We start from the raw sequence: 20,668 nt of genomic DNA, 5'->3' as shown, positions 1-20,668 counted from the left end.
ATCTGTTCCTTGAGGGAATGATGCAACCTAGTCAGCTGCTTCTGTTCATAAAGGTCAAATTTCTTAGATGACGTCAAACGATAAGGTTTCTTGAGTTTATTTGAGCTTAATATATCGCATATATTAAGAGTATCAAGTTTATCGTTTTTAGTGATGCCACCATCCATTCTACGATTGAGATCGGTAGTTTTAGGATTGATTAAAGCGACGCTGTAGTTCTTCTGTAAAAGAAAGCGCAATAAAGCGAAATGATAATGACCAGTATCTTCCATACCGATAAGAACGCTATCAACAGGATAGAGAGCGATCTGAGAGATAAGGAATTCAAAACCCTGAGCATTATTAGAGAAAGCGACAGGCTGAAGAATAATTTCACCAGTCAACTTGTCAACGATGCTGACGAAATGCTTGTGCTTTCCAATATCAATACCAACTAATTTCATAAAAACCATCCTTTCAAATAAATTTCATGTGATGTGGTACCCACAACACTTAGACCATAAAACCTGGTTCAAAATGCGAATTCAAAGACTCATCTAACTCATCTTTATTGAGGAATAAGTGAGTGGTCCAAACCTCCTTGAAGTAGTCAAAGCCACACGGAAAAATACAAATCCACAAACACATATTTCAATTTTACATATAAACCTAAACGTCATCAACTACGTATTAATAAAGTTGATAGAAAGGAGAAGGTATATTTTAATGACTGATAAATGAGTCAATTATAATATACCAGTGAAAAATATGTTAACTTATTCATTTAAAGAATCAGATATACCTATGTATGAATATTTATATCAATGCATTAAAAATGATATTATTCATCAAAAACTCAACCCCCATGAAAAATTACCATCTAAACGTGCTTTTGCGAAAAATCAAAACGTCAGTTTGATAACTGTAGAGAATGCCTATCATCAGCTTCTTATTGAAGGGTATATTTATTCTAAAGAAAGAAAAGGATATTTTGTAAGTGAACTTCATTATCCCCATTATATAAAAAATCATTCTTCTGTTATGACAAAACCAAAACAAACTCATTATCGTATAGATTTAAAATCAAATTCTGTATCTTCTTTGCATTTTCCATTTTCTACATGGTCTAAAATGACACGTCAAGTCCTTTCATCTCAATCACAAGAATTGCTTTCACGTTCTCCACATCAAGGTTGCGAATCTTTAAGACGCGCTATCTGTTCACATCTTTATGCCTTTTGTGGAATGAATATTTCTCCTGATCAGGTGATTATTGGAGCTGGAAGTGAATATCTTTATAATTTAGTGATTCAATTACTAGGAAGAGATCAGATATATGCCTTAGAAAATCCAGGTCATCACAGTATTTCCCAAGTCTATCACATCAATCATGTCAATTATCATTACATTTCCTTAGATCAACAAGGCATTGATATAAAGGCACTAAGAAAAAGTCAGGCACAAATCGTGCATATCTCTCCTGCTCATCATTTCCCAACAGGTATCACAATGCCCATACAAAGACGTTTGGAATTACTTCAATGGGCAGAAGAATCTCATCGTTATATTATTGAAGATGATTATGATAGTGAATTTCGTATGCGAGGAAAACCACTCTCCCCACTCTTTCAGATTGATCAAAATGAACATGTGATTTATATGAATACATTTTCTAAAACACTAGCTCCTTCATTCCGTATCAGTTATATGATTTTACCACCTCATCTCGTTCAAATTTTTCAACAAAAATTAGGTTTCTATACATGTAGTGTATCAAGCTTTGAACAGATTATTCTTGCCGAGTTTATCCAAAACCATCACTTTGAAAAACACATTAATCGTATGCGTAACTACTATAAATCCATCCGTGATGAATTTCTTCTCCAACTTTCACAAAGTCCTCTCTTTTCCCAAATTACAATTACTGAAGAAAACTCAGGCTTACATTTTCTACTTCATTTCTCTTTGCCATATAGTGATAATTTTATTTTAAAACGTGCCCAAGATTTAGAAATCAACATGAGCATGCTTTCCCAATTTTATGACCAACCATTTGATTCACATACAATCGTGATTAACTATTCTGGACTTTCTATTGAAGATATTCCTTTAGCCGTTCAATTACTATGTCAGTTATTAATGGAATAAGAGAACTGCTTTATAATTTCCATATTTCCATAGTAGAAGTATAACATAAGCTTTGGCTTTTTGTTATCTTAACCAACCGTCTAAAACCTGTGGGATTGCGGTGCCTCATTTCAAAAGTTTTTCATACAGTTCATGATGTTTAGCATCTTCTCCATCTTGATGCTTACTTTTTGAATTTATATTTACCTTTTCCATGACCAGATACTGGCTCTATAATATCTTTCTGCACTAAATTGGAAAGAAGCTTAGAGGCAGCAGATTGCTTCAAATCAATGACCTTCATAACTGTCTATATGCTTCATCATACCCGAACTTCTCAAATAATCTACGAACATGATTTGTTGTATTATTAACAGATAAATCTTTTTGTGTTTTACTAAAAGTGTACTTTCAATATCCACTTTTGTATCTTGAATGTCCACTTCTGTGCTTCCAATATCCACTTTTTTAGTATTTAAAAATCCACTTATATGCATATCTCGGTTATGTAGTTCATTGTCATGCATCTGCATAAAATGTGGAAAAGGAACAATACAATAGGTCAAAAAATCATATATCTGGTTACTTTTTAATTTGCTTATTATAAATAATTACTTTAAGCATTTATTAACCAAACAAAACCAAATTCCTATAATATGAAAAAGATGCTTTCTACACTACATAGAAAACATCTCAATATATTATAAAAAATTTATTTTCATACACAAAATACATGTCTTATGGAAGGGAAAGTCAAGATATATGAAATAAATGATTTTTATGCTTTAAAAAAGTTCAGTCAGGATATTTATGATCTATCGCCTTCACTTTTTTAAGGCTTTTTATTTTTTCTGTGGAAACTTTGCATTAGGATAAATACGTTCCATTCTTTCATTTGGATAATGCTGATCTAGAAATTCTTCTACAGGATTTTGCGCATTGATTTGTCCATTCTGTCTTTCTGAATATCTTTGAATAGCTAATCCTGATATGATAATATTGATTGTCATAAAAACAATAAAACACCATGAAAGAATTGTTCCTGTTTTTTTGGAGATTTTTTCAATGAAGTCTGATAATTTTGGATAAATGATTTTAATCCAAATCACAGCTACAATTCCCCAGAAGAAACAGAATAATAAATTAATACGTCCTCCTAAGTTAAAAGGAAGATGACTATAATCCCAAAAGACTGTTCCAAAAACTAATTCTGTAAAAACACTACATGCATATTCATAAGCTCCACCTACAACCGTTCCAAACAAGAAAATAAAACGGTCACTTTTATAACGATACTGATATAACAGTAAAGTTAATAAAGCACAGCCAATTCCCCAAACAATAGAAAAAGGACCATAAATCACACTACTACGACTCATCCATATTCCTGTTGTATAATGACACCATAATGTTTCAACAATATCTCCTAAAAATGCACCAATAAGAAATAACCATAATAATTTATAAAAAGAACATCCTTCAGCAAATACAGTTGATTTTTCAACTTTTGGCTCATTTAAAATTTCTTTTTTATCAAGATTTGGAAATGCATTCACAAAATGTTTAAGTGTCCATTCAGATATTCTCATGCCTAAACGATCTGCCGTTCTTTGCATGTTTTCTGATACCTCTTTAATGACACCTTTTTTCACACGTGAACGTGTACTTAAAATACCTGTGATTGTTCCAACAAAATCGACTGCCATAACAACACCCATAATAATCAAGAGAATCTCTCCAACGGATGAAGGAATCAAATGAACAGCGTTTAAAAGTGTTGGCTCAATAAATTCAACACAGATGATAGCCATCAACCCCCAAAGAATTGTATAAGGCATGTGCACATAACTACCGAATTGGAATCTCTTTCTTGAATAATCCCACCATTTATGGTGAAAAATTTTCTGTAAGAAAAAACCTGTCATATATACAACAAAGGAAGAAATAATTGCCCCTCCTAAGAACATAAAAAACCATTGATCATGAAGTTCATGTAATAAAATAAAAAACAAAACCCCACAAATACCATAGGATGGGCAATATGGTCCATATAAAAATCCAACATCAACAAACTTCTTACGACGATATGCCGCAAGAATAGTTCCTATGACCCAACCGACAAAAGAATAAACAAAAAATATCCATAATTGATCATAAATTAACTTTTCCATCATTTCCCTCCAACATAGTCTATATGATACTATCATAGATATATGAATAATACATGAAGAAAAAAGAAAAAAATCAGAAAGATTTCTGATTTTCATCCCATTGTTTCACAACTCGACATGGATTTCCATAAGCAAGACTATGTGGTGGTATATCTTTGGTCACTACACTTCCTGCCCCAATGACACAATCATCACCAATCGTGACTCCTGGCATGACGGAAACATGAGCGCCAAACCAGACATTACTTCCCACACGAATAGGCAAAGCAATTTCTAATCCCTGATTACGTTTTTGATAGTCTAGAGGATGATTCGCTGTATAAAAACCACAATATGGACCTACAAAAACATAATCACCTATTGTGATACTTCCACCATCCATAAAATAACAAGAGCTATTAATAAAAACATTCTCTCCTAATTGAATACGACTTCCATAATCACACATAAATGGACTTATAATTTCCAGATTTTCTGGATAATAACCTAATAACTGTGTCAAGATGTCTTTTCTTTTTTCAACATCCCCAGGTCTTGTATGATCTAAATCAAAGCATATATCTTTAGCTTTTATGCGCATTTCTAATAATTGAGCATCATTATTGGCATCATACCATTCTCCACGTTCCATCTTTTCTAATTCACTACTCATGACTTTCTCCTTTTCAATCATTTCTTAATCATTAATCACCTCAATGGCTTCACTGATAGATGATACGATATGTGTTGCTTTTTCCTGAACAATTTGTGGTGAATCATGAAATGTAAATGAACAATCAGCACTTTCTAACATAGGAATATCATTATAAGAATCTCCTATGCCATAGACCATATCCAAATGCAATAATTCTTTCAATTTCTTGACTGCTTCTCCTTTAGAACATCCTCTTTTAACAATATCTATATATTCTTTATTTTGAAAAGCAATAATTTCTTTGTATGTTTCATTTAAATCATGTGTCCATTCTTTGGCCTGTTGTTCATGAACAGCATTAATTGATAATCCAAAAATATGTTCATCTCCAATACAATCAATAGACTCTACATATGTTTGAGCTATTGGAATTTTTGAATCTTTCACTAATGTATAAATACGAAAATCTGCCTGAATAGAAACTTCAGCTTTTTGATGATATTGTTGATAAATAGCTTTCATAATATCTTTAGATATTGTCTGTTCATATAAAACATGACATTCTTTATCTAAAATGCAGGCGCCACTGCTTACAATATAAAAATCTGGTTGAATACAATCTTTGATATAATGTTGTACACCTATCAATGGTCTACCTGTACATAATCCAAATAAATGATATTTTTGAAAATGAACAATAGCTTGTTGATCATTTTCTTTAATACCATCTTCAAAATATAATGTTCCATCAAAATCACTGGCTAATGCTTTCATTGTTGACTCCTTTTAAATAATAATCTATCATCTGTAATTCTTCTATCTTAATGCAATGAGGAATTTGTTTATGTAAAACCAACTGTTGGCATTTGGCAAGTGGCATCCATTGAACTTCTTCCACTTCTTCTTTTTGCAAGACAAAATCGCCATCATACCATAAGACATAAACATGCGAAACTTGTACATTATGAAATGGTTTTTCATGAAATACATTGTGGCTATTGCTGTAACTTGCACCAATATAATGTAATTCACCCTTTGTCGCCTCGACTCCCAGTTCCTCTTTTAATTCACGTAATGCTGAAGTTTCAAAGTCACTTCCTGCTGGAATATGACCAGCACTTGAAATATCATAACATCCTGGATAAGAATCTTTATTGAGGCTACGTTTCTGTAAAAGAATTTCGACATCCTGCTTTTTTCTTAATAACCAGACATGGCTAGTGCGATGACGAATGCCATGACGATGTGCATATTCTCTTTCTACAATTTCTCCCGTTGGATTTCCCATTTCATCTACGATATCTAAATATTCCATCAACTCATCACCTCTTTCTATTCTACTACATTTTACATTTTAAATGAAAGATAAAACTCTTAAAACCCATATCCAAAATGTTAAAGAAAAACCACTGAGTAATGTTGTTAACATGACAACATTACTACTTAAAACACCAGCATGTCCCATATTCTTTGCCATGACATAACATGTCACTGTTGATGCAGAACCTAGCATAACCAAAATAGCTATTAACTGTTCCTGACGAAAACCTAAGATGATAGCAAGTGGTAAAAACAGGAAACAGAATCCAAACAATTTAAAGAAAGATGCTAAAAAGGCAGGTTTTATCTGACTGATAGCTTTATCCAAACGAAAAGAAGCACCCATCGCTATCAAACCTAATGGTGTAGCCATATTGGCAACATAGGATACACTTTTTGAAAGAATGGTCGGCATTGGTAAAGAACATAAAGACCATAAAAATCCAACTGCAATCCCAATAATAATCGGATTCTTTAATATTCCTAGACATGTCTTCTTCAATAAATCACGATTGACTCCATCCCCATGAGGCTGATAGAAAGACAAGATAATCACAGCAAATATATTATATAAAGGTACACTTCCCATAATCATTAATGGGCCCATTGTAGAACTTCCATATATGTTTTGAATTAAGGCAACTCCCAGCAAGGCCGCACTACTACGATAGGTTGCCTGAATAAATTCACCTTGAATACTTTTATCTTTTAAAAATTTTGATATCATCATCGCAATCAAAATACTTATAAGTGTCACAACAAAACAAAATGCAACAAAAGAAAAATTCCATACTTCTAAAAAATCAACTGTCGCCAAATCTTGAAACAAAAGAACTGGCAAAGGAAGCATAAAGACAAAACGATTTAATTGAGAAGCAAATTCTTCACTCATCCACCCCAACTTTCTTAAAAGCATTCCTAAAACCATCATCAAGAAAACTGGAACTGTCGCATTGAAACTAAATAATAAACTATCCATGTTTAAACCTCATCAGGAAATAATATTTTTAAAATACGTTCTAAGCCCTGATTTTCAATAGCACAACAAACCAGATCTGCTTTTTGTTTTAATGCTTCAACAGCATTCCCCATCGCAACACCAACTTCACAATATTCAATCATTTCCATATCATTCAATCCATCCCCAAAAGCATATGTCTGTTGACGGCTGACATGATAATAATCTAAAACTTTTTGAATGCCGACAGCTTTAGAAATCGTTGGTGAAAAGAATTCAAAAGCATTTTCACTGCCATGTTCATCATGATGAATAACACTGCCAAATTTATCCTGAATATAATTTTCTATTTTTGCTTTATCTTTATTTAAAACATTAGCTTCTATCTTGATTGTTCTTTTTAAAACCTCTTCTTTATCAAAATCCAATTGGAACATTTCTTTCATACCAGCCTGAGAAAAGAAATCATAAAGTTCATGATAGCTAGGATCAATATAAATCGCGTCAGCTGTTTCTAACATATAGTCACATCGCAGGTCTTCTAGCATCTGAACAGTTTTCACACATAGTTTGTAATCCATTCTATCTTCATAAATAGATTGCCCATCAATTTCAACATATCCACCATTGGCTAATATATATCCATCAAATCCTACATTTAATAAATACTGATTGATCATAGCTTTAGGTCTACCACTAGATATAAATATTTTATGTCCCTGCTCTTGAATTCTTTTTAATTGGTAAAGAGCCCCTTGTGGAATGTCAGGAATACCTCTAGCAGTATCCAATAATGTTCCATCAACATCAAAAAATAATATTTTTGATTGCATGATTCCACCCCCATAACTGATATCTATTATATAAGCTTTTGATTGATTTTGCTTTCTTTTTTCAAGAATGGAAATAGAAAAAGACAAACATTTCGTTTGTCTTTACTCACTACGTAATGCTGAAACAGGATCACTCTTCGCTGCTTTGCTGGAAGGAATAATACCACCAATCAAAGTTAAAACAACGCTAAGCACAACTAAGATGACACCACCTGCCACTGGTAAAGAGGCACTGACATCTACATTACCAGCAATCGAATGAATAATCATGTTTCCTGGTATCAACAATAACAATGTAATCACAATACCTAAAACACCTGCAAGTAACCCTATAATAAATGTTTCGGCATTGAAAACTTGTGAAATATTACGCTTAGATGCACCTATTGCACGCAAGATTCCAATTTCTTTTTGTCGTTCTAAGACACTGATATAAGTAATAACACCAATCATAATAGAAGATACAACTAAAGAAATAGCAACAAAGGCAATCAGTACATAACTAATCACATTAATAATATCAGTTACTGATGACATTAAAGTACCTACATAATCTGTATAAGAAATCACTTTATCTTCATCAGTTTTTTCCATTTTGGCATTATAATCATCTAAAATATTCACAACATTTTGTTTTGTTTCAAAATTTTTTGGATAAATATTAATGCCACTAGGTTCATCAAAATCAGCATATCCTAATGTTTTTAAATTATTTTCATAAGTTGAAGTTTCTGTTGTCATAAGTGAGACCATAAGTTCAGACAACTCTTCTTCACTCATATTCATTTGAATAGCTTCAGAAAATGCAGTTGGATCAATTTGAATCGCTGATTGCATGTTTTGAGCTAATGCTCCCATTTGTTTAGACATTTGAGCACTGATTTGTTCTTCTAAGGATTGAGAAATCTGTGCTGTATATTGTGTCATCATTGTTTGAATCTGATTTTGTAATAATGTTTCAAACTGCCCTGTTAAACCACTATCTTGAAGTAATTGAATAACATTTTGTTGAATCAAACTTTGTGCACGAGATGTTTTAATATAAGTCATAAAATAAGTCTGTATCTGAGTTGAATCCGTCAACTGATTTTCAACCATATAATTTTGAAAATCAGTTGTGATACTTTGACTTAAAGATTCAATCTGTTCTCTTGTAAACTCAACATTTAATTGTGATAAGATTGCATCCATATCAATAGAAGGCATATTTGACATATCTAATTGAATCTGGCTTAAATCCAGCTCACCCATTCCTTTTGTCAATTGACTTTGATCTATTGAAAACGCACTCTTTAACTTCTCTGTATCAACACTAAACAATGAATTCATATCAAACTCTTTATTATTAGCTTCATTAAAAGCATTACCTGTAAATACATCAATATCTTTATTTTCTAATTGTTTTTTCACAATTTCACTTGCTTGAGCTTGTTCAATCACATGTGTTGTCAGTGATTGAGGATAACCAATACCCGTTTGAAGCATTATCGCTGTTGTTCCTTCAGCTGGTTGAACAATCCCAACAATTTTTATAGTTTCACCATTTTCAATCAATTTTTTCATATAGGATTGATTATCTGTTTTATCTCTATATAAATCATATTCTTCATCATATTCATAATAATCTGCTGCATTGACAAGCTTAAACTCTTTTCCTAATACATCTTCATATGAATAAGTATCTGTATTCTCTGGAGCATTGACTTCTTCCTCTTGAGAGAACTTATCTACCATATCATCTAATTCAGAAAAATCTCTTAACCCCAATGTATAAGACATTAAATCATTAATCTTACCATTTTGTGTTAAAACCAGAACACACTCATTATAAGCCTTAGGCCAACGTCCTGCTTTAACATCATATTGATCTACATATAGACTTTCATCACTAGGCATTTCATAAAAAACATCGGTACTCATCATTGTTGACATCATGCTGTTTCCACTACTTGAAGAACCTAAACCAAGTGATTGAAACGATTTATCAGGATGAACCTGTCTGATATTTTCTGTATCTGTACTGTATATTTGTGGTGATACATTATACGTATACTCTACAGCATTTGTATATTCTTTAATATCACTGTCACCATTATCTAAATATTCTTTTAAAGAAGCCAAGTCATTAGAACCAATCTTTGAAAACATATTAGTAATCATTTGAATAACTTGTATCTGGCCTTCTTCTTTATTTTCACTTTGACCATCTTGAACATCTACCATCAAAGATGTCATATCAAAACCTGTACTTTGTATTTGCAGTGGATATTCAGATAATGTTTCTTCTTCAATTGATTGAATATATTGATTGACACCATTAGAAAGCGATAATATCAATGCAATCCCAATAATTCCAATAGACCCCGCAAAAGATGTTAAAATCGTACGGGCTTTTTTGGTACGTAAGTTATTAAAACTTAAAGATAAAGCTGTTAAAAAGGACATTGAAGATTTTCCCATGTTTTCATGTCTTGGTTTATCCAATTCATATTCAATGACTTCATATGGATCAGAATCACTACGGATTGTTCCATCTCTTAATTCAACAATACGTGTCGCATAAGCTTCTGCCAATTCAGGATTATGTGTTACCATCACAACAAGCCGATCTTTGGCAACGTCTTTTAACAGTTCCATAACCTGAACACTGGTATCACTATCCAATGCACCAGTAGGTTCATCGGCGAGTAAAATATCTGGATCATTAACCAAAGCTCTCGCAATGGCGACACGCTGCATTTGTCCTCCAGACATTTGATTTGGTTTCTTGTGTCCCTGATTACCTAAACCCACCTTTTCTAAAGCTTGCTTTGCTCTCTTTTTACGCTCTGCTTTAGAAATACCAGATATCGTCAAAGCCAATTCAACATTAGCCAGGACAGTCTGATGAGGAATCAGATTATAGCTTTGAAAGACAAAACCTATGGTATGATTACGATAGGAATCCCAATCTCTATCTTTATACTTTTTAGTCGAAATGCCATTGATAATCAAATCACCTTTATCATAACGATCTAATCCACCAATAATATTTAAAAGTGTTGTCTTTCCACTTCCACTTGGTCCTAATATCGCAACAAATTCATTATCTCTGAGATTAAGACTGACGCCATCTAATGCCTTTTGAACTAAATCACCCGTTTTATATTGTTTATATATATTCTTAATTTGTAGCATTCTCTTATCCCCTTTATATAGAACATATACTATTAAATCCTTTTTATTTGAATTGAAAATGAACATTTATATATTTCTATCGTATATCGACATATTTCCCCGGAAATAGTCCTCTTTTTATATATTCCCACAAAAAAAAGAATATACATACTTATATATTCTTTATCTCTGACGAGGTTCATATAAACCTGTCATATCAACATTCTCTAATTGTAATAACTTGATTTTATTATCAATACCACCCGCATATCCTGTTAAACTTCCATCTTTTCCTACAACACGATGACATGGAATAATGATGGATATAGGATTATGCCCAACTGCCCCACCTACTGCCTGAGCTGACATTGTTTTTTTATTTAATGTTTTTGCCACCTTTTTAGCAATTTCCCCATAAGTCATTGTTTGACCATAAGGAATCTCACACAATATTTTCCATACCATCTGTTGAAACTGTGTGCCTTTTGGTGTTAATTTTAAATCATTGATGGAAGGTTGTCTTTGATGAAAATAATCATCTAACCATTTTTGAGTTTGTATCAATATGGGATGATCATCTTTCTTTATGATATTTTCTTTGATATTTCCTAAAAAGTATTTCTGCCCTTCAATCCATAATCCAATCAAACCTTCTTCATCACATACCAACAAAAGATTTCCTAAAGGCGATTGATAATATGTCTGATAATACATAAGTCTCACTCCTTATCATCATTTTATCATTCCCTATTTTTCTATACAACTATTCTGTCATATATAAGTTCATTCTTGATGAATATGATAATCATAATGAAGTCTCAAATGAAATAAAAAATGCAGTCTTGACAACAAGAAAGTTTATTTATATAATACAGGCGTATAGAAAAAAGGCGATGAATAGAAGAGTAATTGTTATGATTGATAACAAGAGAGTCCTGATGGTGGAAATGGACAATCATAGTAACGATGAATAAAGACTAGGAGCCGTATTTTGGATCGTATGTGATAAAATAACGTGTGCCGCGTTACAGGCTAGACTCTGATAGGAGTTGAAAAGGTTTATGCAGTGATGCATAAACGAATGAGGGTGGTAACACGATAATCTCTCGTCCCTTGTGGATGGGAGTTTTTTTATTGGAAAGGAGATATTATGGAAGAAAGACATTTTAGTGAACAGGAATTAGTAAGACGTGAAAAGTTAAATTTTTTAAGAGAAAAAGGTATTGATCCATTTGGACAAAGATTTGATGTCACTGCTTTTTCAACAGAAATCAAAGAAAAATATGCAGGAAAAACACATGAAGAATTAGAAGAAGCTGCGATTGAAGTCAAAGTTGCTGGAAGAATTATGACAAAACGTCGTAAAGGTAAAGTATGTTTCATGCATATTCAAGATAAAGAAGGGCAAATCCAAATTTATGTCAGAAAAGATGTTATTGGTGAAGACAGTTATGAAGTTTTAACAAAAAGTGATATTGGAGATATCGTTGGGATTGTTGGGACTGTCTTTGTGACAAATACTGGTGAATTATCTGTCAAAGCTTCTGAGTATATTCACTTAACAAAAGCATTACGTCCTTTACCTGAAAAATATCATGGTTTAAATGACGTTGAAGAAAGATATAGAAGAAGATATGTTGATTTAATTATGAATGAAGAAGCAAGAAAGATTGCTTTTACAAGACCAAAGATTATTCGCTCTATTCAACATTATCTTGATGGTTTAGGATATACTGAAGTTGAAACACCTGTATTAAATCCTATTTTAGGTGGTGCTTCTGCTCGTCCATTTATTACACATCATAATACTTTAGATATGAATTATTATTTAAGAATTGCGACTGAACTATCTTTAAAAAGATTAATTGTTGGTGGTATGGATGCTGTTTATGAAATTGGACGTTTATTTAGAAATGAAGGTATGGATAGAACTCATAATCCAGAATTTACAACAATTGAAGTTTATAAAGCATTTAGTGATCTAGAAGGAATGATGGATTTAACTGAAGGTATCATTTCTAATGCTGCGAAAGATGTTTGTGGTACATATGATATTGAATATAAAGGACATCAGCTTTCTTTAGCTCCTGGATTTAAACGTATTTCTATGACAGATGCTATTAAAGAACAAACTGGAATTGATTTTGCAGGAGATATGACTTTTGAAGATGCGAAAAAATTAGCTGAAGAACATGGTATTGAAGTCGAAGCACACTTTGGTTATGGTCATATTATTAATGAATTCTTTGAAAAATATGTAGAAGAAACAATTGTTGATCCTACATTTGTTTATGGACATCCTGTAGAAATTTCTCCACTAGCAAGAAAAAATCCTGAAGATCCTCGTTTCACACAGAGATTTGAATTATTTATCTGTGGTAATGAATATGCAAATGCATTCAACGAATTAAATGATCCCGATGATCAATATGAAAGATTTGCAAATCAGTTAAAAGAAAAAGAACTTGGAAATGATGAAGCTAACGAAATGGATTTAGATTACGTAGAAGCATTGGAATATGGATTACCACCAACAGGAGGAATGGGTATGGGTATTGATAGACTCGTGATGTTATTAACTGGTCAAGAATCTATCCAAGAAGTTATCTTATTCCCGCAGATGAAACCAAGAAATAAATAGCGATGAAATCAATATAATTTTGATTTAAGGCTCGAATCGATATTTAAAATAAAAGCATTGTTTTCTAGAATCAAGGAGTAATATTTAATAACTTTATGATTATTAGGAAATCATGCTTTTTTATTTAGTATAAAACATATAATTTGATAGTGGCATACAAATGGCATACAAATGGCATACAATATTCATATTTTTTTGAATTGTTCATAAATTATTAATGAGTAATATTATTTTTAAAGGTACATTCTTTTAAATTCTTGTAATTAATATTAAAACTGTTTTCAATAAATGTTATGCTTGAAAAAAAGAATTTATACGATATAATTATTGTATTAGGAAGGTGGTAAAATGAGTGAAAAAAGTTCTAAATGCAGATTTTGTAGTATTTTGAATAAAGAGTATTTATATGATGAAATTGACTTTCCTATATTTGAAAATGATAAGTATTTTGCATTGTCAAGTATTGGTGCATTTATAGAGGGATGGATTTTAGTTATACCTAAAAGTCATGTTTATTCTATGAAGAGTTTTTTTAAAAATAGTTCTTTCTTTGAATTTGTCAATATTATTGCAGGTAGATTGAGTAAAAAATATAATGAAAAAATAATTCTTTTTGAGCATGGTGCCAATAAGTGTAATTCACAAACAGCTTGTGGTACAAATCATGCACATATTCATTTGGTGCCATATAAAGATAGCCTTCAAACGATAATTCAAAATAAGAAGAAAGGTTGGAAGAAAATAAGATTTTCAGAAGTAGAAACATATGTAGGTGATAGTGAATATTTATTGTATTCTGATTTAGATGATTCTTTAACTTCTCAAACATTCTGTTTTGTCCATAAACTCAAAGAGCCTTACTCCCAATTTTTTAGAGAGATTTTAGCAGAGGAAATTGGGAAAAAAGAAGAATATAATTATAAAATATATAAAAATTTAAAAAATGCAAAATTAACATATTTAAAAATGAAGGACTGATTATTTATGCATAATGATCAACTTCCAACTGATAATAGAGAAATATATGAATGTGAATCAAGATATGATAAAAAGTATAAAAGGAAAATTTTAAGGGACGCAATATATTTATTTTTCTTGTTTACTGTAACTCTTGTTTTATTATACATGAACTATATTGGTGTTTTAAGTGATGTTTTATGTATACCTGAAAAGAAAATTTTAATGTCTACAAAATATATGTATTGTATTCTATCTGGATTATTAGGTGGTACTACATTTAGTATAAAATATTTTTATCGAGTAGTTGCACGAGGATTGTGGAATGAAGATAGAGTTTATTGGCGATTTTTTTCTCCATTAATTTCTATAAGTTTATCTCTTATAATTGCTTGTATAATGATAAAAGATGTTTCTTCATCAAATACAATTGCGATTAGTACTGGTTTTTTAACTGGATATTTTTCAGATGAAGCTGTAAGCAAAATGTATGATGTTGCTTGTGTATTATTTTTAACATCTAATAATACTAATAACAATAATAATACTAATAATGGGGATGATTCAAATGAGTGATTTATATTTGGTAGAAGGAGAGAACTATCGGATTCTAAAAAAAGAAGAAATATCAATAAAAGGTATTGGACATAAAGGATATGGTTTGACTCATGTTCCAAAAAGGTGGACTTTACCTTTTTTTGTAATTTCAAAGGAATTGTATAGATTATTTAAAAATTTAAAAAGTGATGAAAGAAAAAAAATTGTTGCTTTGTATGCTATTGGTATCAAAAAATGTGCGACAAAAATGTCTATTAATCCAAAATGGATTATACGCTCTTCTGCATGTAATGAAAGTATGAAGGAAAGAGGACAGTACGACTCTGTAGCTGTAAATGAAGATCAATTAGAAAATACATTATATGAATTATTAATGTCGATAATACAAGATACTAGATTATGTAAATCAAGTATTTCTTTTATAGTACAGCATTATATTGATAAAAAGATTTGTGGACATATTTCAAATGAAAGACGTCTTTCACAAGATCCTAGAGATTATAAGATTGAATACGAATATAATAATGAGATAAAACATGAAACTGTTGTAGTGCGACAATGGAGAAAAAAATATGATAAAAATCAATTAAAAAAAATTGATTTAGATTGTGATACTTTACAAAACATAAAAAAGACATTACATTTTCCTGCATTTTATTTCTATAATAGTACAAAAAGAGTTCATTTAGAATTTATATGGGAAAAAGAAAAAATTTATATAGTTCAATGTGATTATGAAGTAAATGAAAATAATACTCATAATCCTGAAAATCAAAAAATAGGGATGTCAATGGCAAAAAAGGCATCTGTTTTTAAGGTTCTACGTGAAATTGATGATAAGGAAGATAAAAAATACTATAAAATAAAAAATGTATTTATTTATAAATCTGTTGGTTTAACAACTGCGCCATTATATATTTTAGATGATAACTTAGTATTAAAAAAATTACAGCATAAAGATGTATCTTCTAATTTAATAGAGGATATAAATTTACTATTACAAAATTCATCTATTGTAATTAGAACAAATGTAATTACTGATGAACATGATAAAAGACAATTATCTAAAAGGAGTAATGAATTAAAAGATTTAAATAGTGTTATTGAATGGTTAAAGAGTGCAGTAGATGATTTGAAAGGATTAGAATATGTTTTTATTTTACATAATTTTATACCTTCTATCTCTTCTGCGTTTGTCTGGGCAAAACCAAATAGCAGGTTTGTAAGAATTCAATCACTTTGGGGATTACCTGAAGGATTATATTATTATCCACATGATAGTTTTTCGGTAGATTTGAGAAATACAGATACACACAATATAAATCAAGATAAAATTGAAATAAAAAAAATCATTCGCTATAAACCACATTTTATATCAACAAACGCTGATGGTACTTGGTCTTTAAAAAACACTTCGATACCACATGATTGGAAAGTATCAATTGATGACAATTCTTTGAAAGAAATAGCAATTGCTTCCCAAAAAATATCAAATATAGAAAATAAAGAGATAAGTGTTATGTGGTTTATTAATGTGGATCAAAAGTATTATGGGACTAAAAACTTACCATGGTATCATGAAGAAATAAAAAATCTGAATATCAAAGAAAATGATTTTATAAAGAAATATTTCGATGATGAGGAAATTGTTATAAGTAATAATTTAGATTTTTCAAAAATTCTAGAACCAGATAATGAAATTAAATATGTAAGAATCCAACCATATGAAGATGATGTTTTAAGAGATAAAAATTTTTTAATGAAGATTGGTGAAATTTGTAAACAAAAAAATATAACAATATTTTTAGAAGGAACTGTTTTGGCTCATTCTTATTATCAATTGATGAAAACTGGTGCAAATATTGTTGTTTCTGATATTTTTAAGGATTTTAATGAAAAAATAGAGTTTAATAAATTGGTTAGAGACAAGATTCCTCAAAATATTTTAGATAATGGTGAATTTGTTGAATATGGGTATGTAGAAGAAAGTTTATTATTTGAATTTCTTTTAAAAAAGGTAATTGAAGAATCCTATGAAATTTATGATTCTCATTCCAAAGATGAATTAATTATTGAAATAGCCGATTTATTAGAAGTATTATCAAGATTAAGGAAAGAGATAACTAATAATAATTATTTCTTTAGAGGTTATACAAACTATAAATATCCAAATAGTGGGTATCTATGTGAATTTTATTATTCAATATATGAAAAAGGGAAAAAAAAGATTCAGGCTTCATTATGTAATATCAATATTTGGAGAAATGTGAATGAATTGAATTTAGAAATACGTTTTCTTGATAATAAAGGGGTAAAACAAGTTACAAAAAGCATTAATCAAAATAGTTATTTGGATTTTTTAAAGTCAAAAATTTTATATTTATCGTTTAAAATATTTACAATCAAAACAAATGAAATACAAATATTGAAAACTGAGTTGAATTTATTAGATAAGTATTTAAATGAGATTTTAATTTATATAGACTGTGATATTAACGAAATTAATAATATAATATATAAAAAAAATTCAAAAAATGGGTCGTTTGAGAAAGGATATGTTTTATTAAATACATTAAATAGTTATCTAAAGTTTAATTATAAATTAAATGAGAAAAACCTGAATGAATTTAATTTATTTAATCAAGATTTTGATCAAGCAAAAAGAATTAATGAAATACCTTTAGAAATTAAAAGAAATATAGATTTATTAATAGACGATGATAGAAAAATTCTTTTACTAAAAGTTCAATGTCCTACTACTTTTAGAAATTTAAAGATAGAATTTAAAGGAAATAAAATAGATGAATATTTTGGAGAAAAGAATAAAATAATTATATATTTTAAACAATTAAGAGATAGTTACTATGGAAGAATATATATAGATAATGAATTTTATGAACAACAACAACTTAAATTATTTTAAGAAAAGGAGGTATAGGATGGCTAATTACTCTCCCTTACGTTATCCTGGTGGAAAAGGGAAAATGTACAATCAAACTGTAAAAATACTTGAAGAGAACAAACTGATAGGATGTACATATATTGAACCTTTTGCAGGTGGAGCAAACTTAGCTTTAAATCTACTATTTAAAAGACAAGTAAAAAAAATAATTTTAAATGATTATGATTTGGCCATATATGCATTTTGGTATTCTATCTTAAATCACGCTCCAGAATTTATTGAAATGATTAAGAATGTAGATGTTTCGTTAAAAGAGCGAGAAAAACAAAAAGAAATATATGTCAATGAAAAAAAAGATTTATTAAAGTTAGGATTTGCTACTTTTTATTTAAATAGGACAAATAGATCTGGCATTATTAAAGGTGGACCTATCGGTGGAAAAAATCAAAATTCTAAATATTTAATTGATTGCAGATTTAACAAAGAAGATTTAATAAAAAGAATAGAAAAAATCTATAGCGAAAGAAAAAAAATCAAAGTATATAATCAAGATGCAATGATCTTTTTAAAAAGAAAGTTTAAGCCTGATTCGTTTTTATTTATAGATCCACCATATTACAATAAAGGTGCAGAGTTATATGAGAATTCATTTACTCCTAAAGAACATAAGAAAATATCTAGAAGAATTAAAAAACTTTCAGTTCCATGGGTATTAACATATGATTGTGTAGATGAAATAATAGATATGTATTCATTTTGTAAAGGCAGAGAATATGAGTTATCTTATACTGTTCAACATAAGAAAATAGGAAACGAAATAATGTTTTACAGAGATAATTTAATTATTGATTTTTGATAATAAAGAAAAAGCATATTAAAAGTAATAATCTACTATTTAATATGCTTTTTTACATTATAACTGATCGATATATTCAATTAAATTTTTACGACTTTTTTCATAAATATGAGCATACGTACTTCGTAACATTTCTACACTATGTCCTAATCTTTCGGCTATGAGCAATTCAGATATTACTAGATTTGATAATAAATAACTTGCATGAGAATGTCGTAGTCCATGCACTGTTATTCTTTTAACTCCAGATTTTTCTACATCTTCATTAAACCATCTTCTAAGTGTAGCTATAGAGATATAAGTTTGGTCTTTATACAAATAGTAATCCTCATTAAACCCTTCTAACTGAGAAACAATATTATATCTCTTTTTTAATTTTTCCACTAGTCTATTTGGCAGTTGAATCGTTCTATTTGAACGTGGAGTCTTAGGTGATGTTATTCTTGTTGTAATTGCACTTAAGGATTTAGATATCCTTAGTTTATTATTAATAAGATCAACATCCCTCCATTGCAAAGCACAAAATTCACCAATACGTAAACCAGTAAGAAACATAAATTCGTAGATATCCCTTTTATATTCATCTTCAACTGTATTGATAAATTTATGATATTCTTCTATTTCCCAAAAGTTTTCTTCACAAGACTGCTTTTTTATTATCTTATTTGGGTCTCTAGGCGGTTTAACTTTATGACATGGATTCTTTTGTAACCAATCATGATCAACTGCATAAGTGAATAATCCTGAGAGGTGTAATAAAATATTACGAGTTGATGACTCTCCATAAACTCTATCATTATATCCATTTTGTAAAATTTCATTGATCCAACGTGTAATTTCTAAAGTTGTAATATCATCAATATAACGATTACCAAAACTAGGAGATATAACATATTTCTCAAATCTTTTATAGGCTTTAATAGTAGATAATTTAACATGATTAGGAGCATCCTTATGATACTCCACAATCAAATCATCTAATTTCAAACGAGTTGGCGAAATATGATTATACTGTTTTAAAAATTCTGCCTCTGCTAATTTAGCAGCTTTCTTGCTTTTAAAGCCCCTGCGTTTGTAATTCTTTCTTTTTCCATTTTCATCTTTTGGCAGTTTTCCGTAAAAAGACCATCTTCCATTACTTTCCTTCTGTTGAGCCATTACACTGCTCCCACAATAGCATTATGATAATTTATTTTATTAACATCATCTTTCTTTCGTTTTTCGACAGTCTGTTTACTTATCATAGCTTTATTTTTATTACTAACATCTAAACCAATATAATCATCTTGGAAAGTTCGAATGACTTTTTGGGAGAACATATAATTTTTCCCAATTTTAATACCATCTATTATCCCTACTTCACGTAACATGGATATTGTATTTACATGTACATGAAGTAACTCAGCTACTTCTTCTCTTGTTAGCATTTTTAATTCTTCCATATAATATCCCTCCTCTTGGTGCGCACGTTCTTGCGCTTAATATATATTTCTTTTGAAATCATCGCTCCTGCATTGCGATGTAAAGCAACCGACTTACCTTTAGGGGATAACCCGACGGGGACCAAAGCATGTCG

General features: G+C 30.2%; 17 protein-coding genes and 1 other annotated feature. Of the genes, 6 read left to right on the top strand and 11 right to left on the bottom strand.

The window, feature by feature from the left end:
- The coding region (locus tag B5E48_RS11615) for an IS110 family transposase (RefSeq protein WP_158097297.1) at positions 1–443 on the bottom strand (443 nt) is incomplete at its 3' end.
- 304 nt (positions 444–747) lie between these two features.
- Between B5E48_RS11615 and pdxR the strand changes: the two genes are divergently transcribed.
- The gene (pdxR, locus tag B5E48_RS11610) at positions 748–2,127 is read left to right on the top strand and encodes a MocR-like pyridoxine biosynthesis transcription factor PdxR (RefSeq protein ID WP_087305176.1); all 1,380 of its coding nucleotides are present in this window, start codon (positions 748–750) and stop codon (positions 2,125–2,127) included.
- An 821-nt stretch (positions 2,128–2,948) separates the two neighbouring features.
- Here pdxR and B5E48_RS11600 read toward each other — a convergent pair.
- The 8 genes from B5E48_RS11600 to B5E48_RS11565 form a co-directional block, all read right to left on the bottom strand.
- Positions 2,949–4,277, bottom strand: coding sequence for a putative ABC transporter permease (locus tag B5E48_RS11600; RefSeq protein ID WP_087305174.1), 1,329 nt, complete (start codon positions 4,275–4,277; stop codon positions 2,949–2,951).
- Positions 4,278–4,350: 73 nt separating this feature from the next.
- Positions 4,351–4,929 (bottom strand): sugar O-acetyltransferase, encoded by a 579-nt coding sequence (locus tag B5E48_RS11595; RefSeq protein WP_087305172.1) that lies wholly within the window; start codon positions 4,927–4,929, stop codon positions 4,351–4,353.
- Positions 4,930–4,953: 24 nt separating this feature from the next.
- The gene (locus B5E48_RS11590) at positions 4,954–5,685 is read right to left on the bottom strand and encodes an HAD family hydrolase (protein WP_087305170.1); all 732 of its coding nucleotides are present in this window, start codon (positions 5,683–5,685) and stop codon (positions 4,954–4,956) included.
- Positions 5,666–6,226 carry an NUDIX hydrolase gene (locus B5E48_RS11585; RefSeq protein WP_087305168.1) on the bottom strand — a complete coding sequence of 187 codons (561 nt, stop codon included), beginning with the start codon at positions 6,224–6,226 and terminating at the stop codon, positions 5,666–5,668. Before B5E48_RS11585 ends, B5E48_RS11590 begins: the two co-directional genes overlap by 20 nt.
- A gap of 39 nt (positions 6,227–6,265) precedes the next feature.
- Positions 6,266–7,210, bottom strand: coding sequence for an AEC family transporter (locus B5E48_RS11580; protein WP_087305166.1), 945 nt, complete (start codon positions 7,208–7,210; stop codon positions 6,266–6,268).
- 2 nt (positions 7,211–7,212) lie between these two features.
- Positions 7,213–8,022, bottom strand: coding sequence for an HAD family hydrolase (locus tag B5E48_RS11575; RefSeq protein WP_087305164.1), 810 nt, complete (start codon positions 8,020–8,022; stop codon positions 7,213–7,215).
- Positions 8,023–8,124: 102 nt separating this feature from the next.
- The gene (locus B5E48_RS11570; protein WP_087305162.1) at positions 8,125–11,199 is read right to left on the bottom strand and encodes an ABC transporter ATP-binding protein/permease; all 3,075 of its coding nucleotides are present in this window, start codon (positions 11,197–11,199) and stop codon (positions 8,125–8,127) included.
- A gap of 162 nt (positions 11,200–11,361) precedes the next feature.
- Complete coding sequence (locus B5E48_RS11565) at positions 11,362–11,892, bottom strand: methylated-DNA--[protein]-cysteine S-methyltransferase (RefSeq protein WP_087305160.1); 531 nt, start codon at positions 11,890–11,892, stop codon at positions 11,362–11,364.
- A 170-nt stretch (positions 11,893–12,062) separates the two neighbouring features.
- Positions 12,063–12,295: a binding site (T-box leader), on the top strand.
- 33 nt (positions 12,296–12,328) lie between these two features.
- Between B5E48_RS11565 and lysS the strand changes: the two genes are divergently transcribed.
- The 5 genes from lysS (at position 12,329) to B5E48_RS11540 (ending at position 19,092) form a co-directional block, all read left to right on the top strand.
- Entirely contained in the window at positions 12,329–13,819 is a 1,491-nt protein-coding gene (lysS, locus tag B5E48_RS11560; protein ID WP_087305158.1) for a lysine--tRNA ligase, read from the top strand.
- 348 nt (positions 13,820–14,167) lie between these two features.
- Complete coding sequence (locus tag B5E48_RS11555; RefSeq protein WP_087305156.1) at positions 14,168–14,797, top strand: HIT family protein; 630 nt, start codon at positions 14,168–14,170, stop codon at positions 14,795–14,797.
- Positions 14,798–14,803: 6 nt separating this feature from the next.
- The gene (locus tag B5E48_RS11550; RefSeq protein WP_087305154.1) at positions 14,804–15,352 is read left to right on the top strand and encodes a hypothetical protein; all 549 of its coding nucleotides are present in this window, start codon (positions 14,804–14,806) and stop codon (positions 15,350–15,352) included.
- On the top strand, positions 15,345–18,257 hold the full coding sequence (locus B5E48_RS11545) for a nucleoside triphosphate pyrophosphohydrolase (protein ID WP_087305152.1): 2,913 nt from the start codon (positions 15,345–15,347) through the stop codon (positions 18,255–18,257). The genes B5E48_RS11550 and B5E48_RS11545 overlap by 8 nt, the downstream gene beginning before the upstream one ends.
- Positions 18,258–18,273: 16 nt before the next feature.
- On the top strand, positions 18,274–19,092 hold the full coding sequence (locus tag B5E48_RS11540) for a DNA adenine methylase (RefSeq protein ID WP_087305150.1): 819 nt from the start codon (positions 18,274–18,276) through the stop codon (positions 19,090–19,092).
- A gap of 57 nt (positions 19,093–19,149) precedes the next feature.
- On the opposite strand, the gene B5E48_RS11535 is transcribed toward B5E48_RS11540, so the two are convergent.
- Both B5E48_RS11535 and B5E48_RS11530 read right to left on the bottom strand, forming a co-directional pair.
- A complete protein-coding gene (locus B5E48_RS11535) occupies positions 19,150–20,250 on the bottom strand; it encodes a site-specific integrase (protein ID WP_087305148.1) in 1,101 nt (366 codons plus the stop codon).
- Positions 20,250–20,534, bottom strand: a complete 285-nt coding sequence (locus B5E48_RS11530; RefSeq protein ID WP_054689494.1) for a helix-turn-helix domain-containing protein — start codon at positions 20,532–20,534, stop codon at positions 20,250–20,252. The genes B5E48_RS11535 and B5E48_RS11530 overlap by 1 nt, the downstream gene beginning before the upstream one ends.
- Positions 20,535–20,668: the final 134 nt, after the last annotated feature.

Source organism: Massilimicrobiota sp. An105 (assembly GCF_002161155.1).
Taxonomy (GTDB): Bacteria; Bacillota_I; Bacilli_A; order Erysipelotrichales; family Coprobacillaceae; genus Allocoprobacillus; species Allocoprobacillus merdigallinarum.
This window is presented reverse-complemented; position numbering and strand designations above follow the sequence as displayed.

Bases quoted from the DNA above. Each gene is read 5' to 3' on its own strand.
- B5E48_RS11550 (WP_087305154.1), top strand. From the start codon at position 14,804: ATGCATAATGATCAACTTCCAACTGATAATAGAGAAATATATGAATGT.
- B5E48_RS11535 (WP_087305148.1), bottom strand. From the start codon at position 20,250: ATGGCTCAACAGAAGGAAAGTAATGGAAGATGGTCTTTTTACGGAAAA.
- B5E48_RS11585 (WP_087305168.1), bottom strand. From the start codon at position 6,226: ATGGAATATTTAGATATCGTAGATGAAATGGGAAATCCAACGGGAGAA.
- B5E48_RS11540 (WP_087305150.1), top strand. From the start codon at position 18,274: ATGGCTAATTACTCTCCCTTACGTTATCCTGGTGGAAAAGGGAAAATG.
- B5E48_RS11600 (WP_087305174.1), bottom strand. From the start codon at position 4,277: ATGGAAAAGTTAATTTATGATCAATTATGGATATTTTTTGTTTATTCT.
- B5E48_RS11590 (WP_087305170.1), bottom strand. From the start codon at position 5,685: ATGAAAGCATTAGCCAGTGATTTTGATGGAACATTATATTTTGAAGAT.
- B5E48_RS11565 (WP_087305160.1), bottom strand. From the start codon at position 11,892: ATGTATTATCAGACATATTATCAATCGCCTTTAGGAAATCTTTTGTTG.
- B5E48_RS11570 (WP_087305162.1), bottom strand. From the start codon at position 11,199: ATGCTACAAATTAAGAATATATATAAACAATATAAAACGGGTGATTTA.
- B5E48_RS11580 (WP_087305166.1), bottom strand. From the start codon at position 7,210: ATGGATAGTTTATTATTTAGTTTCAATGCGACAGTTCCAGTTTTCTTG.
- B5E48_RS11555 (WP_087305156.1), top strand. From the start codon at position 14,168: ATGAGTGAAAAAAGTTCTAAATGCAGATTTTGTAGTATTTTGAATAAA.
- B5E48_RS11595 (WP_087305172.1), bottom strand. From the start codon at position 4,929: ATGAGTAGTGAATTAGAAAAGATGGAACGTGGAGAATGGTATGATGCC.
- B5E48_RS11530 (WP_054689494.1), bottom strand. From the start codon at position 20,534: ATGGAAGAATTAAAAATGCTAACAAGAGAAGAAGTAGCTGAGTTACTT.
- lysS (WP_087305158.1), top strand. From the start codon at position 12,329: ATGGAAGAAAGACATTTTAGTGAACAGGAATTAGTAAGACGTGAAAAG.
- B5E48_RS11575 (WP_087305164.1), bottom strand. From the start codon at position 8,022: ATGCAATCAAAAATATTATTTTTTGATGTTGATGGAACATTATTGGAT.
- B5E48_RS11545 (WP_087305152.1), top strand. From the start codon at position 15,345: ATGAGTGATTTATATTTGGTAGAAGGAGAGAACTATCGGATTCTAAAA.
- pdxR (WP_087305176.1), top strand. From the start codon at position 748: ATGTTAACTTATTCATTTAAAGAATCAGATATACCTATGTATGAATAT.